The following is a 16,292-nucleotide window of genomic DNA, read 5'->3' as shown; positions in this document are numbered from 1 at the left end:
AACCATGCATGCCCCCCGCTCTCCCCGCCAGTTCGCTGCAGCAGCAGCTGCAGTCACGGCCTCTCTCGTCTTCGCCTTCTCCGGCGCCACCCCACGTGCCGCCGCCTCGCCCACCGCAGTCGCGCCCTTCTCGATCGGCACCAGCACGTCCGACTCCTCGCTCAGCTCCTCCTTCAGCCTCGAGGCCGAGATCTCCAAGAAGAGCACCGTCGACGCGACGGCCTCGCTCACAAGCTCATCCATCAGCTCGTCAGACTGCGACGCCGATAAAATCCAGAAGAATTTCGATTCCAACGTTAAAGTCCAGGCGGACATGGACTCGAGCAACGACACCTGCACGGTGAAACTAAAGGGGATGACCCTCAAGCAGTTCAAGAATGATTTCAACGGCGGAACGATCGAGCACGATGACGGCGAATTCACGTACACGGGGGACTCATCCTTCGAGTACTACGACAAGGCGGAGGTCTCGATAACCTTCCCGGGCAAGGTGTCGCGGGTCTCCGGCGATGGCACTCGTTCGGGGAATACCGCCACATGGAAGCACGCAGAGGACGAGACCAAGACCATTGAGGCCGTGGGGGCCGACCACAGCACGCCCTATCTCATCATCGGCCTCGCCGTCCTGGTGGTCCTGGCAATCGCGGGCGGGCTGTCCTACTACCTCCTCGTTGTGCGCAAGAAGCAGCAGCCGGTCTACGCGGGCGCCCCCATGATGGCCCCGGGCATGGCCCCCGGTTACGCCCAGCCTGGACAGCCCGGGGCGCAGCAGCCCGTCTACACCCAGCCCGTCTACACCCAGCCGGGTCAGGCGGCGCCCAACTACGTCCAGCCCGGACAGGCGGCCCCCGCCCCCGCGCCCGACTACACCCAGCCGGGGCAGCCGCCCTACAACCCCAACGGCCAGTACTAAGCCAACTTGAGCCGGGTACGCCGCCAGTACTGGGCTCGTCCTGAACCGTGGGTGAGTCGGCGGATTGCCCCACTCAGAGAGCGTCATAAACTGCGGGCATGAGATCCCTTGCACGCACGCTCCGCACCGCTCCCGCAGCGATCGCCCTATGCGCGCTCACCCTGACCTGCAATGCACCGACCTCCACGGCCGACATGCTGGATCCGCAGCTGAAAGTGAACTACGAGTTCACGATCCATGAGAAGGACACGGTCGACGTCGTCGAGACCATCACGGCCGCCGGCCTGTCAGGTGAGGACTTCGCTCAGTTCTGCAAGAAGGAGAACTTCCCCACCATCGAGAGCGCGGTCCCGACCGCCGTCGAGCAGATCGATCAGGATGGGGAGCCGGCATGCAAGATATCAGCGACAGATCTCTCACCCGACGACACCTCGATGGTCGTCTGGTCGCTGAGCCACGACGACGAGGACGGCAGCTTCACCTTCTCGGCGTCGCCGAATGGGGACTTCAAGGACGCCACCCTGACGGTGAACTTCCCGGGCAAAGCCACACAGGCGGACTCGGGCGGCAAGACCGACGGGAACAGTGCTATCTGGACCGCACTCGGTAGCGACGCGACGGTCACGGCCACGGGCGATGACTCCCCGAGCCAGCCCCTGGCGTGGTTCATCGGCGCCGGCGTCGCCGCCGTGATCGGGATCGGCATCGTGCTCGCCGTCGTACTGAGAGCGCGCAAGAAGAAGCGCTCCGGCCTCACGCCGAAATCGGCCGAGCCGGAGCAGCAGCCGCACTCCTCCCACAATCAGAACTGATCACGCATTCAGCAGCACCGCTCCACTCACGATGGCGGCCCGGAGCCCCGACTTAGGGGCTCCGGGCCGCCATCGCCTCACCGTCGTCTACGGGCGAAGAAGCAGCGATCGTTCAGGCCTCACTCGAAGAGCCGCTGGCCGATCATGCTGTCGGCCTTGCCCACTCCCGCAGGAACCACATACATGCCCGACCCCTGGGTCTGGAGGTACTCCATCAGGGCGTCGTTCTGGGTCATGCGCGACAGGATCGGGAAGAAGTTGGCGGCCGGGTCCCGCACGAAGGCGATGAACATGAGCCCGGTCTGGAAAAGGCCCAGCGTGTTGTAGCCATCGGTGAAGTTGTAGGAGCGCCGCAGCATTCTCCTCCCGGAGTTCTGCTCCGGAGCGACGACGGCGATATGGGCGTCGGTGGGGATGAGCGGCTTGCCGTTATCGCCGGTCGCCTCATAATCCGCGGGGATGAACTCGTCCTTGGGACTCGTGGGGTTCGGATGGCTCAGAGGGGCGCCGTAGCGCTTGTCGCGCCCGAAGGTCTCCTGCTGCTCGCGAAGACGCAGGTTGTCCCATATCTCCGCGGTCATGTGAATGCGCCGAGCCATGAGGTAGGAGCCGCCGGAGAGCCAGTCGCCGCCGTCATCGCCATCCTGGACCCACAGGTGCTCGTTGAGCTCGCTGGCGGGGTCCTCCTCCTTGATGTTGTTGGTCCCGTCCTTGAAGCCGAAGAGATTGCGGGGAGTCTCCTGCTTGATCGACGTCGATGAGGTGCGCCCGTAGCCCGCCTGGCTCCAGCGCACGGTCGTGGTGCCCAGGCCGATCCGGGCAAGGTTGCGCACGGCATGCGCGCAGACCTGGGGGTCGTTGGAGCAGGCCTGCACGATGATGTCGCCGTCGGTCCACTCGTCGCGCAGCTGGTCGCCCCGGTAGCGGGGCATGCCGGTGGCCAGGAGGGCCGGCATCTTGTCCTTGATCCCGAAGCGATCCTCGCCATCGGGGCCGGCGAAGAGGCTCGCGCCGAAACCGAAGGTGATGGTCAGGCCGTTGGGCTTGTAGCCCCAGGTCTCCCCGGTGTCGCGCGGGGCCGCCTGCTCGTTGGCGTTGGGCTCGCCCCCCACCAGCTCCCCCGCGCACATCTGCTCCGAGGCCGTCGTCCAGTCCGTCAGCAGGGCCTTGAGCTCGGCGGCCGAGGCGCCCTGGGCCACATCGAAGGCCGCGAGGAAGAGGTTGTCCTGGGCGGGTGTCAGGATGCCGGCCTGATGATCCCCACGGAAAGGGTAGGTCAGGGCGATGGAGTCGGTCTCGGGCTCCTCGGCACCCTCACGACCCAGCGCATAACCACCCGCAAGACCGGCCAGCCCCGCCACGGCGGCGGATATGCCCGCAGTCCCGAAGACGCGCCGGCGCGAAACGGCCCCGCCCCCTTTCCCGGCCTCCGGAGCGGCGGAACCCGACGACGACGCCTGCTCCGCAGGCTCCTCCGACGGCGTCTCCCGCTCCGCGGGGTCGCGGTCGGTGGTGCCGTCGTCGGGCGAGGTCGGCTTGCTGGTCACGCTGAGCTCCTGACACTGAAGTGATGGCTAGTGATGGCTGCTGTTATCTACTGAAATATCTACTGATAGCTGCTGATAGCTGCTGCACTGGCGGGACGTGAAGGCACCTTAAGACATGCTAAGGCGCAGTGGGGCGGGCGACGTCCTGCGCCGCCCGCCCCACCAGCCCTGCCTCAGGAGGAGGATAGAACCGTGCCGAGGATGTCGCCCAGAGACTTACCCAGAGCATTGACGCTCGTGGAGAAGTTCTTCTGGACCTCGGTGTAATCGCTGTCGGCGGGCGCCTCGCCGGCGTCCTTCTGAACCGTGGCGATGGTCTCGTAGGACTTGTAGGTGGTCACACCGTCGTCGGTCTCGCCGGTGGACTGGTCGGAGATCTGCTTCTCCACATCGGAGAACTGGCGCTCGATCTTGTCCGCCAGGGCCTGGTCCTTCTTGGATACGAGGTCCTTGACGTTGCCGTAGGCCACCCGGGCGCCCTCGACATTGGCCTGGAAGTCGTACAGGTCGGTGTGGGAGAAGGTCTCCTCCTCACCGACGATCTTCGTACTGGCGACCTCGTTGATCAGGTCGGAGGCGCCGGTGACGACATCCTCGATGCTGAGCTCGAACTTGCCCCCGCCGGCGGCGTCGATCTCGCCGTAGACGAGCTTGTAGAGGTTGTCGGTATCGCTGTTGAGCTGGTCCGCGGATGCCTTGCGGTCCTCATCGGAGGAGAACTTGAAGGGGGACCCCTCCTCGGAGAAGAGGTCGGCCTCAATGCGGTGCCAGCCGGTCCACGAGGCCAGCACCTCGGGATCGGTGACCTCCTTGCCGGCGTCAGCGGCCAGGTCCTGGATGCGCACGTCGATGGCGGCGTCGATGTCGCCGGCCTCCTGAATGCCGAACTTCTCACCGGCACTGGGCTCGATGCGCTCGTAGTGCTGACGGGCCAGGGGGTAGAGCTGCTTGGCCTTCTCGGTGTCCCCGGACACGTAGGCCTGGGTGAACTCCTCGGTGGCGGTCTTGAGCTGACCGGCCTGATCCTTGACGTAGGACGTGTAGTTCGTGACGGCCTGGTCCTCGGCCTCCTTGTCATCGGCGGACAGCTCGACGGACTCGCCCGGGGTGACGGTCAGCTGGGTCGAGCCGACGAGGTCGCCCACCATGTTGGGCTTGCAGGCGGAGTAGTAGGTGCCCTCGGCCATGGCGACCTGAAGGTCGGCGCTGGAGCCGGGACCGATGTTCTCCCGCTCGGAGACGATCTGCAGCTGGTCCTCGGTAAGGACCTCGAACTCGTTGGGGACAGTGCCCTCGTTGGTGATGTTGAAGGTGACCACACCGGAGGGGAAGGAATTGCTGGACACCTGGCAGCCGTCGTCGGTGATGGTCACGGCGATGGGGGCGCCCGCAGCGGCGGTCCCTGAGCCCCCGGAGGACGTGTTGGGCGTGCAGCCGGCCAGCGCGAGAGCGCCCGCGAGCGGCAACACGGTTGCGCCGACGAGGAGTCGAGTGGAGCGGGTCATGCCTGAGCCTTTCGAGTAGAGGAGGAGGTGACCGGACGGAAAGAGGAGATTCGGTAGAAGATGAAGAGCACGGGGATCAGGTAGGCCCACCAGGCGATGACCTGGAGGACCGTGGGGTTGGCATTGAGCTGGAACATGGCGGAGAGCAGCGCGTAGAGCCAATTGACGGCGGGGGCGGTCACCAAGGACGAGAAGTTGTAGGCGTGATTGGTGACGCCGGGGATGACGCCGGCCTCCTGAAGATCGCCGACGCCGTAGGAGACGATGCCGGCCGCCACGACGACGAGGAAGTATCCCGAGATCGTGAAGAAGCGGGACAGGTTGAAGCGCACCGCTCCGGCGTAGATCGCCCAGCCCAGGGCCGCCCCGAGGATGAGTCCGACGACGACGCCCGCCGTGGTGGCGGCCGTGTTCTTCTCGATGGAGGATTTCACGGTGGCCCAGATGAACAGGGCGGTCTCCATGCCCTCGCGGCCGACGGCGACGATCGCGATCCACACCACGCCCCAGCCGGAGTAGCCGACACCGAGGGCGTTGCTCAGGGCGTCACCGATCTCGCCCTTGAGCTCACGAGAGTTGCGCCCCATCCACAGGATCATCCAGGTGACGAGGCCGACGGCCACCAGGGACAGGACGCCGCCGATGATCTCCTGGGCCTGGAATGTCAGGGTCTGGGGGCCCCAGGTCAGGACGGCGCCCAGAGCCAGGGGCAGAAGGGCGGCGAGCCCCACACCGAGCCACAGCTTGGGGAAGACATCGCGGCGCTCGGCCTTGACGAGGTAGGCGGCGATGATGCCGACGACGAGCGCGGCCTCGAGACTCTCTCGCAGTGCGATGAGGAGATTGGCCAGGAACATGGACTCGCTTCCACCAGTGATGAAGAGCCAGCAAATCGCGGGCTAGGCGAGTCTAACCTGCATATAAATCGACGCACACGAACCCGTCATAATCCATACGAAGCACTTAAGAACGCCCGGAAACGTTGAAAATCCGCCGCATGACGGCCGCTGCGAAAGCGCGCTCCGTGACCCCTGGCAGGCCAACGCACATGATATGCGCCACGACATGGATCATGACGCCGAAAGCCCAGCAGCGCGCCAGCCGAACCCTGCGAGATCAGCAGAGTCGGCCCAGCCAGCCCGGTCAGCCCAACCGGCAGAGCCAGCTCAGCCGGTCCGGTCAACCCAGCAGCGGGTGGCGCACGATGGTGGCCTCGCGCCCCGGCCCCACGCCGATGGCGGAAACCCGCGTGCGGGCGAGCTCCTCGATGCGCGTCACATAGTCCTGGGCGGCCTGCGGGAGATCGGAGAAGGCGCGCACGCCGGTGATGTCCTCGGCCCAGCCGGGCAGTTCCTCGTAGATCGGCTCGGCATGGTGGAAGTCGGTCTGGGTCAGCGGCATCTCGTCGGTGCGCACGCCATCGACGTCGTAGGCCACGCACACCGGGATGGTCTCGTGGCCGGTCAGGACGTCGAGCTTGGTCATCACCAGGTCGGTGAGCCCGTTGACGCGGGCGGCGTAGCGGGTGACGACGGCGTCGTGCCAGCCGCAACGGCGCGGCCGCCCGGTGGTGACGCCGTACTCGCCGCCCTCGGAACGCAGGCGCTCACCCATGGCGCCGTCCAGCTCAGTGGGGAAGGGTCCCTCCCCCACGCGAGTCGTGTACGCCTTGACGACGCCGATGACGGAGTCGATGCGGGTCGGGCCCACGCCGGTGCCGGTGCAGGCGCCGCCGGCGGTGGGGTTGGAGGAGGTGACGAAGGGGTAGGTGCCGTGGTCGATGTCCAGCATCGTCGCCTGACCGGCCTCGAACAGGACGGTCCTGCCGGCGTCCAGCGCGTCGTTGAGGACCAGGGAGCAGTCGACGACCATGGGGCGCACGCGATCGGCGTAGGAGAGCAGCTCGTCGGCGACCTCATCGGGGTCGATGGCCGGCCGATTGAAGACCTTGAGGAAGAGACCGTTCTTCTGGTCGAGCGCGGAATGGACCTTCTGACGCAGGATCGACTCGTCGAAGAGGTCCTGGATGCGCAGACCCACGCGGTTCATCTTGTCCGCATAGGTGGGTCCGATACCGCGACCGGTGGTGCCGAGCTGACGGGAGCCGAGGAAGCGCTCGATGGTGCGGTCCAGCACCCGGTTGTAGGAGGGGATGAGGTGCGCGCCGGCGGAGATGCGCAAGGATGAGGCGTCCCGGCCGCGCGCCTCGATCTCGGCGATCTCGCTGAAGAGCACCTCCAGGTCCACGACCACGCCGTTGCCGATCATGGGCGTGACGCCGGGGGTGAGCACGCCCGCGGGCAGGAGGTGGAAGGCGAACGCCTCGCCATCGATGACGACGGTATGTCCGGCATTGTTGCCGCCATTGAACTTGACGACGTAGTCGACGTCCTGGCCGAGCTGGTCGGTCGCCTTGCCCTTCCCCTCGTCCCCCCACTGGGTCCCGACAACGACGACGGCTGGCATGGGCTTCTCCCCTGTTGTGATGACGACGCGGGAGGCATCCGCGCCGCATATCAGTCTACCGAAGAGCAGGAGGCTCGTGGGCGGGTTGCGAGCGGGCCCGAGCCGCAAGCCCTCGACTCCCGACGTGACGACCGGTGCGACCTGCAATCACTCCGACAGCAAGGCGGGCTTGTCACCGGACTCGTGTATGGACACGCCGGAGCCGCCGCTTGGACCCCGTCGCACATACGAGGTTCTCGGGCCTCAGCGCCGCCGGGCCATGCCGGCGCGCGCCTCGAAGATCTCGCGCTCGCGCTGAGCGTCGGCCTGCCTCAGGCGAACGTAGTGCCCGCCGCCGACGACCCCGTGGGCCAAGCCCCAGCACCAGATCTCCTCGCACTGCGCCGCGGCCACCGCCTCGCGCCGCTCGAGGTCCGGGTGCAGGCCACCGGTGCCCGGCAGCGGGCACGCATATCCGTCATAGGAGACCAGGACCACCTGGCCGCCGGCCACATACAGGTCGGAGCGGGACTGCGGCCATTCGAGACGCTTCCCGCCGGCGCGGATCCCCTCGCGGTCGACGACCGTTGCGCGCAGGTACGGGCTCAGCCTTCTCGCGGCCCAGCCCAGAGTCACCAGCGCCCCCAGTAGGAGGAGCACCGCGTGGAATGCACTCGGGGTCTCAGGGCCGGGGGCGACCAGGAACGTGACCCCGAGCATGATGAGGAACACGCCCAGGCAGACGAGGAACAGCCCCCTGTCGCACAGGTACTCCCAGCTCCGGCGCCAGGCGGGCGCACGGTAGGCCAGTGGACGACTCGCCACCCGTGCCGCAGACGCAGCCGCCCGCGCCTCCACCAGTCTCGGGTCCACTGCGACGGTTCGCGGGTCCGAGACGATCCATCCCTGCCGCTGTGCACACTCCCATATGTCCTTCAGGGCCATGCGCGCCTGGTCCGAGACGTCGCGGTTGAACCGCCCTATCCCGGTGAAGACGCATCCCGGCAGCCTGACGAGCTCACCCGGCATGCCGTCAACCAGCGCCAGCCGGTACCACTCAATCCGGTTCCCACCGACCCGGCCGTTGAGCATGTGCGCGGAGAGCGTCAAGCCCGACGGCGTCGCCGGCCACGGCCGGCGCTCGGTCCACAGCAGGCGGCGCATCTCAATGCCGCGCGCGCTGAGCACCGTCCGGCGTCGGAGCATATTGATCGCCAGCAGCGCCATGGGAGCCGCGAGGTAGATGGCGACCATCCAGAACGAGTCCCGGCTGTCCTGGTTGAAGGGACCGGAGAAGGCGCGCAGGCCCATAACACCCAGGAGGAGCAGGGCAAGGACGAGGAGCACCAGGGCCGCGATCCTGGAGCCGGTCGAACGATGCAGCTCCAGCCGGGGCCCGTCGGCCCCGCCCGTCCTCAGAGTCGTTCTCACACCCCACCCCCATGTGACAAGTGTCGAGATAGACATTTTCGGACGAGATCGACGGTATCACCGTCTACCTCGTCCGAAAATGTCTATCTCGATGCGGCCGGCCTCAGCGCTTGGCGGAGCCGACGGAGCCGAGACGCTCGCAAGCCTCGACGACGCGGGCGGCCATGCCGTTCTCGGCAGCCTTGCCCCAGGCGCGCGGGTCGTAGGCCTTCTTGTTGCCGACCTCGCCGTCGATCTTGAGGACGCCGTCGTACTGCTTGAGCATGTGGTCGGCGACCGGACGCGTGAAGGCGTACTGGGTGTCGGTGTCCACGTTCATCTTGATGACGCCGTTGCGCACGGCCGTGGCGATCTCCTCGGCGGTGGAGCCGGATCCGCCGTGCATGACCAGGTCGAACGGGGAGGACTTGTCCCCCACCTTGGTGGCCAGGCGGTCGCCGAGGCGCTTGGCGACCTCGTCCTGGATCTCGCCGAGGAGCTCGGGGCGGAGCTTGACGTGGCCGGGCTTGTAGGCGCCGTGCACGTTGCCGAAGGTCAGCGCCGTGGTGTAGCGGCCGTTCTCACCCAGGCCGAGGGCCTCGACGGCGGCCCAGGCGTCGTCGGCCGTGGTGTAGAGGTTGGCGTTCTCCTCACCCTTGATGCCGTCCTCCTCACCACCGACGGCGCCGATCTCGATCTCGAGAATGGTGTTGGCCTTCTTGCTCATCGCCAGCAGCTCGACGGCGATCTCAATGTTGTCCTTGAGCGTCTCGGCGGAACCGTCCCACATGTGGGACTGGAAGGCGGTGGGCTCGCCACGCCTGGCCTGCTCGATCTCAATCTCAAGGAGTGGCTTGAGCCAGGTGTCGACAAGCTTGCGCGGGCAGTGGTCGGTGTGAAGGGCGACGACGCCCGGGTAGAGGTCGGCCACCGAGTAGGCGTAGGCGGACAGGGCGAGTGAGCCCTTGACGCGATCGGCGCGGGACGAGCCGGACCAGTACGCGGCACCACCGTTGGAGACCTGGACGATGCCGTCGGACTCGGCATCGGCGAAGCCCTTGAGAGCGGCGGAGAGAGTCTGCGACGAGGTGACGTTGATCGCGGGGATGGCGTACTTGCCGGCCTTCGCGCGATCGAGCATGTCGGCGTAGGACTCCGGGGTTGCAATAGCCACTGAGTGCCTCCTGATAGTCAGTGAATGGGCAGTGGTGTGAGACTGATTGTTCCACGGATCGGAGAGACCGTGTACCGGATCATGGTCCCGTTTCGGCTGAGTTCCCGAGTTCCCGAGTTTCAGCCATCTGCTCAGTCGCCCACTGCTCGACCCGTCGCGCGCTCTCGGCCTCGGACAGGTCCTCCACACGGGACATGATGGTCCAGCGCACCCCGAAAGGATCGCGCACCGAGGCGTAACGGTCGCCGGAGACGAAGGTGGCCGGGGCCTCGCGCACCGTCGCCCCGGCCGCGACGGCACGGCTGAAGACGCCATCGACGTCGGCGCAGTACAGGCCGAGGGAGTAGCAGGCGCCCTCACCGCCGGGGGCGGGCACCGTGCCGAAGGCGGGGCTGGGCTCGCCGAGTTGGAACTTGCCGTTGCCCAGGTCCAGTTCGGCGTGCACCACGGCGCCGTCGATGCGGGTGGCGTCCACCAGGCGGGCGCCGAAGACCTCCGTGTAGAAGTCGATGGCCTCTCCCGCCCGTTCGATGACCAGGAAGGGGGTCAGGCTCGTCGAGCCGTGGGGGATGCCGTCAGTGGTGTGCCGGCCGGAGACGCCGAGTGCGGAGCCATCCACATCCTGAGCGCGTTGCGAAGCGTTGTCATCCATGGATCGACCGTAGGCTGGGGCGGGCGCGTCGGACTTGAAGATTCGCGACAGGTTCAGGCGCCCGAATCGCACAGCAGTAGTGAGCAGTGCAGGAGTAACAGGAGCACCGGGGAGCGCATGATCGGCAGCACGGTCGAGCTGGAGGACGGGCGCGGCATCCTCTACCCGCGCCGGCTGCCGACCTTCCACCGCGAACCCGCGCCGACGGGTCTGGAGGACCTCATCCGCTGGCTGTGGATCCCGCGCTGGAGCCTGCCCGAGGGCATTGTCTCCCGGCAGGAGATCCTGCCCTTCCCTGCCTCGAACCTCGTCGTCGAACCCGACGGCGTCATCCTGGCGGGTCCGGCCACCCGGGTCTCTCACCGCGACTTGAGCGGGACCGGCTGGGCCGTCGGCGCCCTGCTGCGGCCCGCCGCGCTGGCCCACCTGCACTCCGATCCGCGCCTCATCCAGGACGATCAGCTGGTTCTGGACGAGCCCGATCTGCATCTCGCCGTCGCCAATGCCATGAGCCGCGCCGAGGAGAGGGCCGGCCGCCGGTGCGCAGCCCGGGAGTTGGGGCAGTGGGCGGCCGCGCGCCTCCCGGCTCCCAGTCAGGACGGGGCCCTGGCCAATGCCATGGAGGACCTGATCGCCTCCGACCGCACGATCGTCAGGGTCCCGCAGGTGGCCGAGCGCCTGGGGATCTCGGTGCGCGGCGTCCAGCGTCTCGCCCAGCGCTTCATCGGACTGGCCCCGCTGGCCGTCATCCGCCGGTACCGGCTGCAGGAGGCCGCCAGGCGTCTGCGCGAGGAGCCCGACCTGACCGTCGCCCACGTGGCGGCCGACCTGGGGTACTCCGATCACGCCCATTTGAGCGCCGACTTCCGGCGCGTGCTGGGGTTCGCGCCGAGCTCCTACCGGCACAGTCTCGGCGCGCATGACCGGCCCTGATCACTCCATCACTTCCGATTGATGACGCCTCGATGTCTCGTGGGCGGTCGCCGACCGGGACCGCGCAGCCCGGTTCTGCGCTTCAGCTTCAGCCTCAGCCTCAATCCGGAGCCGGGCCGCCGTGCTGGAGTATCCATGCGTGCATGGCGACAGCGGCGGCGGCAGCCACATTGATGGAGCGCGTGGAGCCGTACTGGCCGATGCGCAGCAGACGGGAGCACCCCGCGAGCAGCGCCGGTCCGATCCCCTCCCCCTCGCTTCCGAAGACCATGAGGCAGCGCTCGGGCAGGGGCTCGCCCTCCAACGGCCGCGAACCGGGGCCGTTGTCGATGGCGATGGCCTCGTAGCCCGCCCCGGAGGCCCAGGCGAGCAGCTCGTCGGGCTCGGGGTGATGGCGCACATCGAGGTAGCGGTTGGTGACCATGGCGCCGCGCTTGTTCCAGCGGCGTCGGCCGATGATATGGACGCCGGCGACGTTGAAGGCGTTGGCGGTGCGCACGATCGAGCCGATATTGAGGTCCTGGCTGACGTTCTCGATGGCCACGTGCAGCGGGTGCGCGCGGGAGGCGAGATCGGCGCGGATCGCCTCGACGCTCCAGTAGCGGTAGCGATCGACGACATTGCGCCGGTCTCCTTCCGCCAGGAGCTCGGGGGCGTAACGGGGATCGATCGGCCACGCCTCGGGGCCGCCGGGCCAGGGACCCACGCCGGTCTCGCGCCGGTCGGCCGGGGCATCACGATCCAGCGGGCTGAGCCGGACTCGGCTCTCAGTCCGGTGCTCCCCCTCGGGAAGATCGGCGGCGTCCCCCGGATCGTCGGCACTCGCCGGTTGCTGCGCGCGGAACCGGCTGCTGTTGTGCGTCATGATTGCGCTTCTGCCCGCCCCTGTCCATCACGGCGGTTTAGGAGCGGCGAGTGGGCTCGAGACATGACCGCTGTCCTTGAAACCATGCGAATCCCTGCTCTACCGCCGTCGTCGGGAATGGCGCTATGCCTCCGAACTGGACAGAACCGGGCGAAGCGGCTCAACCCAGCCCCAGGTCGGCCAGTCCCAGCGCGGCGTGGTAGGGCAGGCCCGCTGCCTCAATGCGCTCGCGCGCGCCGGTATCGCGATCGACGACGACGGCCACGGCCAGCACGTTCGCGCCGGCCTCGCGCAGCGCCTCGACCGCCTCCAGCGGAGAGCCGCCGGTGGTCGAGGTGTCCTCCAGGACGACCACGCGGCGACCGACGACCTCCGGCCCCTCGATGCGGCGCCTCATACCGTGATCCTTAACGGCCTTGCGCACGACGAAGGCGTCGAGCCCCAGGCCGCGCGACGCGGCGGCGTGGAGCATGGCGGTGGCCACCGGATCCGCCCCCATGGTCAAACCCCCGACGGCGTCGACGTCATCCGTGCTCAGACCGGCCTCCTCGAGCATGTCGAGCATGACATGGCCGATGAGAGGAGCGGCGCTGCGGTGCAGGGTCGCTCGGCGCATATCGACGTAGAAATCGGATTCGACGCCGGAGGCCAGGGTGACCCTGCCGCGCACGACGGCGAGGTCGGCGACGAGTTGGGCGAGGCGGGCGCGCGGGGAGTCGTTCGTTGTCACGCCACCAGGCTAGATGATTGCATCCCGGAGCGGGTGGGACTACGAGGCTCCGCGGGCGCTTCGGATCGATCTCGGCGCCGAACCGGACCGATGTCGATGCGGGGGCTCAGCCAGCCTTGACCTCCTCGATCGCCCGGGCCATCTGGTCGGAGGACAGCAGGCCGACCTGCACCTGGTGGACGACGCCGTCGGCGTCGATGAAGACGTGCGAAGGCACGCCCATGACTCCGTACGAGGCGGAGATCGCCTGGCTCTCATCGGCCACCTGGGTGAAGTCGTTGCCGACGCGATCGGCGTAGGAGCGCACGGTGGAGACGCTCTCCCCGGTGTAGACGACGACGAGCTGGATGTCGTCTCCGTAGGCGGCGACGGCGTCCTTGACGTCGGGCATCTCGGTGCGGCAGCCCGTGCACCAGGTGGCGACGAACATGAGCCACACTGGCTTTCCCCGCATCTGGGCCAGCGATACGGGCCCGCCCTTGATGTCGGCTCCCTCGAAGGCGGGGGCCGCGTCCCCCGCCACCGGCGCACTCTGGACCCCCTCGATGTCCACCTGGGTGACGACGGCCGTCTCGGCGCGGGGCTCCTCGGTCGCGGACGGCCTGACCACCCACCAGGCCGTGATGGCGATGGCGAAGGACGTCACCAGGACGACGGCGATCTGGCCGAAGCCGGAGCGGCGCAGGCGGGCCCGCCAGGCGGGCTCGTCGACAGGCCCGGCCTCGTCGGGCTCAGCAGACTCGCCAACCTTGTCGACCTTATCGGGCTCAGCAGACTCGCCAACCTTGTCGACCTTATCGGGCTCAGCGGGCCCGTCGGGCTCGGGCAGATCAGGCATAGGAGTGCAGACCTCCGAAGAAAAGATTGCCCAGGTAGGTGAAGATGACGGCGCAGAAGCCGAGGATGAGAAGCCACGCCGACCTCGACCCGCGCCAGCCGCGTGTCACCCGCGCATGCAGGTAGGCGCCGTAGATCAGCCAGGTGACCAGGGCGGCGGTCTCCTTGGGATCCCAGCCCCAGTAGCGCCCCCAGGCGACATTGCCCCAGATCGCCCCCAGAATGAGCATGAGCGTCAGCATGGGGAAGGTGACCACCGTGGCCTTGTAGCCGAGGTCGTCGAGCACCTCCTCCCTGGGCCAGCCCTTCCACCTCACGTGGGGCGCGAGCAGGTACATGAGCGCGGCCGCGAAGGAGACCACCGACGCGCCGTAGCCGATCGAGGCGGTGAGCACGTGCAGAGTGAGCAGCGGGGAGTTCTGCAGCGCCGGCATGAGCGGGCTCGGCTGGTAGGACAGCGTGGAGGCGTAGATGAGCATCGCCAGGATCACCGGCAGCACGATGATCGACACGGTGCGCACCCGGTAGCGCCACTCGAAGTACACCTGGGCGAGGATCATGCCCCAGGCGAAGGAGATGGCGAACTCGTAGTGGTTCGAGAAGGGCATGTGGCCGGTGGCGATCGTGCGGGCGACCAGCGACCCGGTCAGCAGCACCAGGCTCATCTGCGTCGACTTGGCGGCCCACCAGGTGACCGTGAACCGCTTGATCGGGGCGCGGTGGACGCCTCCGGTCACCGACACGACCCGGTCGCCGTCGCCGGTGTTGATGATCACCGTTCCGGTCTGCCCGGCGGTGGCCGCGGCGGGGCCCGCTCCCCTCACCGACATCCGGACCGCGAAGAAGGCGCCCAGGTAGGCGATCGTGGAAACGGCGACGAGTGTCGTGGTGATGAGCAGGAGGGCTTGGGAGTACTCAATCATCGGCGGTGTTCCTCTCGTGGGTGCGAGCCGTGTCTCTCTCATCGCTTCTCTCGTTCTCGCCGGCGTCGTCGCCCCCGCGAGCCTCGCCGGCCGCAGCGCTCATGTCGCTGCTGACGCGCACAGCCATGTCCGTGAAGAACCTGGTGAACCCGGAGTCCTGCCGGTCCGGCGAGGCCATCTGGACCAGGGTCCCGTCGTCGGTCCGGGTCACCCGCACCCACATCCGCCGGTGCCTGGCGAGCATCGTCATGCAGGTGCCGACGAACAGCAGGAGGAACCCGAGCCACACGATCCCGGTTCCCGGGTCCCTCCTGACGGTCATCCCGGTGAACTGCTGCTCCCGCTCGAAAGTGAAGGTGTATCCCCCCAGGGACGTCGGAACCCCCGTGTCGAGCGTGGTCCGGTCGATGGGATCGCCGGCGTCGCCCTCGTAGATCTCGATCCCCACCTGACCGGGCTCGATGCCGGTATCGGTCTGGCCCGAGGCCGACCCGACGACGAAGAGCGTGTTGCCGTCGGGCAGAGTGGTACGGCCATAGATGAGCTTCTTGTCCTTGGTGGTCCGCTCCAGGGCGACGCCGTCGTGAAAGACCTCGGTGCCGGATGAGTCGGTGATGCTCAGGACGGCGGCGACGCCGAAGTAGGCCTGGTGGAACATGACGCCGTCGTAGGACAGGGGGGAGTTGACCCGCACCTGCCGGCCGGCCACCTGACGGCCGTCGTCGTAGACCACCAGGTCGGCGACGTAGTCCTTGGGGGAGCCGTCGTCGTAGTAGGTGTCCTGGAAGCCCTTGGCCTCGGCCGTCAGGGTGGTGCCGTGACCGACCTCCTTGGGATAGCCGACGGTCAGCGTGAACTGCTGGTCGCGGAAGCCGGTGAGGGACGAGACGACGAAGCCGGCCATGATGATCACGAAGGCGGTGTGAGCGAGAACGGTGCCGAATGGTCCCCAGCGGAAGCGGTCGATGTAGGCGTTGCGACCGGGGCCCCTGTCATGGGTGATCACCCGCATGCGGTGCCTGCGGGCGTCGGCGCATACGATCTCGAACGCCTTCTCGGCGCCGATCGGGGCGGTGAAGCGGGAGCGGAGCCGGGCGCGGTCGAAGAACCGCGTCGTCACCCTGATGCGGGGGTGGCGTGCGGCTCGCCAGATGATCGGAAGCCGGTGCACGGTGCACGCGATGATCGACACGGCGAGCAGCCCCATCACGATCAGGAACGGGACCGAGGAGAACATGTGGAAGACGCCGGCCTTGTGGAGGACGTCGGTCCAACCGCCGTAGACCTGCCGCGCCTGCTCCAGCCATCGGGCGGTGGCCTGCGGGTCGTTCTTGAGGTCGGACGGCATCTGTGCGAAGAGCACGCCCAGCAGCGAGAGCAGCCCCGTCAGCAGGAGGAGGACCAGGCCGACGGACTTCTTGTAGAAGAAGGCGTACACCTGCATCAGGACCTGCCCCGGGGAGAGTGCGGCCTGGTCGTCGAGGCCGTCCACCGGGGCGGCGCCGTCCGTCCGGGGAGCTCGAGGCTCGGTGTCGTTGCTCATCCG

15 protein-coding genes are annotated in these 16,292 nt (G+C 67.7%); 3 read left to right on the top strand and 12 right to left on the bottom strand.

The features are described from left to right. The first annotated feature begins 4 nt into the window (after positions 1–4). Both W5W_RS0104360 and W5W_RS0104355 read left to right on the top strand, forming a co-directional pair. Complete coding sequence (locus W5W_RS0104360; protein ID WP_008729766.1) at positions 5–913, top strand: LppM family (lipo)protein; 909 nt, start codon at positions 5–7, stop codon at positions 911–913. 98 nt (positions 914–1,011) lie between these two features. Then, positions 1,012–1,725 carry an LppM family (lipo)protein gene (locus W5W_RS0104355; RefSeq protein ID WP_017194491.1) on the top strand — a complete coding sequence of 238 codons (714 nt, stop codon included), beginning with the start codon at positions 1,012–1,014 and terminating at the stop codon, positions 1,723–1,725. A gap of 119 nt (positions 1,726–1,844) precedes the next feature. Here W5W_RS0104355 and efeB read toward each other — a convergent pair whose 3' ends face one another. From efeB to W5W_RS0104320, 7 genes are all read right to left on the bottom strand, one after another. After that, positions 1,845–3,272, bottom strand: a complete 1,428-nt coding sequence (efeB, locus tag W5W_RS0104350; RefSeq protein WP_017194490.1) for an iron uptake transporter deferrochelatase/peroxidase subunit — start codon at positions 3,270–3,272, stop codon at positions 1,845–1,847. 173 nt (positions 3,273–3,445) lie between these two features. Further along, positions 3,446–4,777: an iron uptake system protein EfeO gene (efeO, locus tag W5W_RS0104345; RefSeq protein WP_017194489.1), complete on the bottom strand. Its 1,332-nt coding sequence runs from the start codon at positions 4,775–4,777 to the stop codon at positions 3,446–3,448. Beyond that, positions 4,774–5,634 carry an iron uptake transporter permease EfeU gene (efeU, locus tag W5W_RS0104340; protein WP_017194488.1) on the bottom strand — a complete coding sequence of 287 codons (861 nt, stop codon included), beginning with the start codon at positions 5,632–5,634 and terminating at the stop codon, positions 4,774–4,776. Before efeU ends, efeO begins: the two co-directional genes overlap by 4 nt. A 322-nt stretch (positions 5,635–5,956) precedes the next feature. Further along, positions 5,957–7,243 (bottom strand): adenylosuccinate synthase, encoded by a 1,287-nt coding sequence (locus W5W_RS0104335; protein ID WP_029574071.1) that lies wholly within the window; start codon positions 7,241–7,243, stop codon positions 5,957–5,959. Between the two features lie 243 nt (positions 7,244–7,486). Continuing rightward, the gene (locus W5W_RS0104330) at positions 7,487–8,653 is read right to left on the bottom strand and encodes a hypothetical protein (RefSeq protein WP_238533246.1); all 1,167 of its coding nucleotides are present in this window, start codon (positions 8,651–8,653) and stop codon (positions 7,487–7,489) included. Positions 8,654–8,756: 103 nt separating this feature from the next. Next, positions 8,757–9,806: a class II fructose-bisphosphate aldolase gene (gene fbaA / locus W5W_RS0104325; protein WP_008729680.1), complete on the bottom strand. Its 1,050-nt coding sequence runs from the start codon at positions 9,804–9,806 to the stop codon at positions 8,757–8,759. A gap of 79 nt (positions 9,807–9,885) precedes the next feature. Continuing rightward, positions 9,886–10,458, bottom strand: coding sequence for a VOC family protein (locus W5W_RS0104320; RefSeq protein ID WP_008729688.1), 573 nt, complete (start codon positions 10,456–10,458; stop codon positions 9,886–9,888). Between the two features lie 117 nt (positions 10,459–10,575). On the opposite strand from W5W_RS0104320, the gene W5W_RS0104315 reads away from it, so the two are divergent. Next, a complete protein-coding gene (locus tag W5W_RS0104315; protein ID WP_017194484.1) occupies positions 10,576–11,391 on the top strand; it encodes an AraC family transcriptional regulator in 816 nt (271 codons plus the stop codon). 100 nt (positions 11,392–11,491) lie between these two features. Here W5W_RS0104315 and W5W_RS0104310 read toward each other — a convergent pair whose 3' ends face one another. The 5 genes from W5W_RS0104310 to W5W_RS0104290 form a co-directional block, all read right to left on the bottom strand. Next, the gene (locus tag W5W_RS0104310) at positions 11,492–12,256 is read right to left on the bottom strand and encodes a TrmH family RNA methyltransferase (protein ID WP_017194483.1); all 765 of its coding nucleotides are present in this window, start codon (positions 12,254–12,256) and stop codon (positions 11,492–11,494) included. A gap of 160 nt (positions 12,257–12,416) precedes the next feature. Further along, on the bottom strand, positions 12,417–12,986 hold the full coding sequence (gene pyrE / locus W5W_RS0104305) for an orotate phosphoribosyltransferase (protein WP_017194482.1): 570 nt from the start codon (positions 12,984–12,986) through the stop codon (positions 12,417–12,419). Between the two features lie 106 nt (positions 12,987–13,092). Continuing rightward, on the bottom strand, positions 13,093–13,824 hold the full coding sequence (locus W5W_RS0104300) for a TlpA family protein disulfide reductase (RefSeq protein WP_017194481.1): 732 nt from the start codon (positions 13,822–13,824) through the stop codon (positions 13,093–13,095). Then, positions 13,817–14,746, bottom strand: coding sequence for a c-type cytochrome biogenesis protein CcsB (ccsB, locus tag W5W_RS0104295; protein ID WP_008729698.1), 930 nt, complete (start codon positions 14,744–14,746; stop codon positions 13,817–13,819). Before ccsB ends, W5W_RS0104300 begins: the two co-directional genes overlap by 8 nt. Further along, positions 14,739–16,289, bottom strand: a complete 1,551-nt coding sequence (locus W5W_RS0104290) for a cytochrome c biogenesis ResB family protein (RefSeq protein ID WP_008729697.1) — start codon at positions 16,287–16,289, stop codon at positions 14,739–14,741. Before W5W_RS0104290 ends, ccsB begins: the two co-directional genes overlap by 8 nt. Between the last annotated feature and the right edge of the window lie 3 nt (positions 16,290–16,292).

This window comes from Actinomyces massiliensis 4401292 (genome assembly GCF_000269805.1).
Taxonomy (GTDB): Bacteria; Actinomycetota; Actinomycetes; order Actinomycetales; family Actinomycetaceae; genus Actinomyces; species Actinomyces massiliensis.
This window is presented reverse-complemented; position numbering and strand designations above follow the sequence as displayed.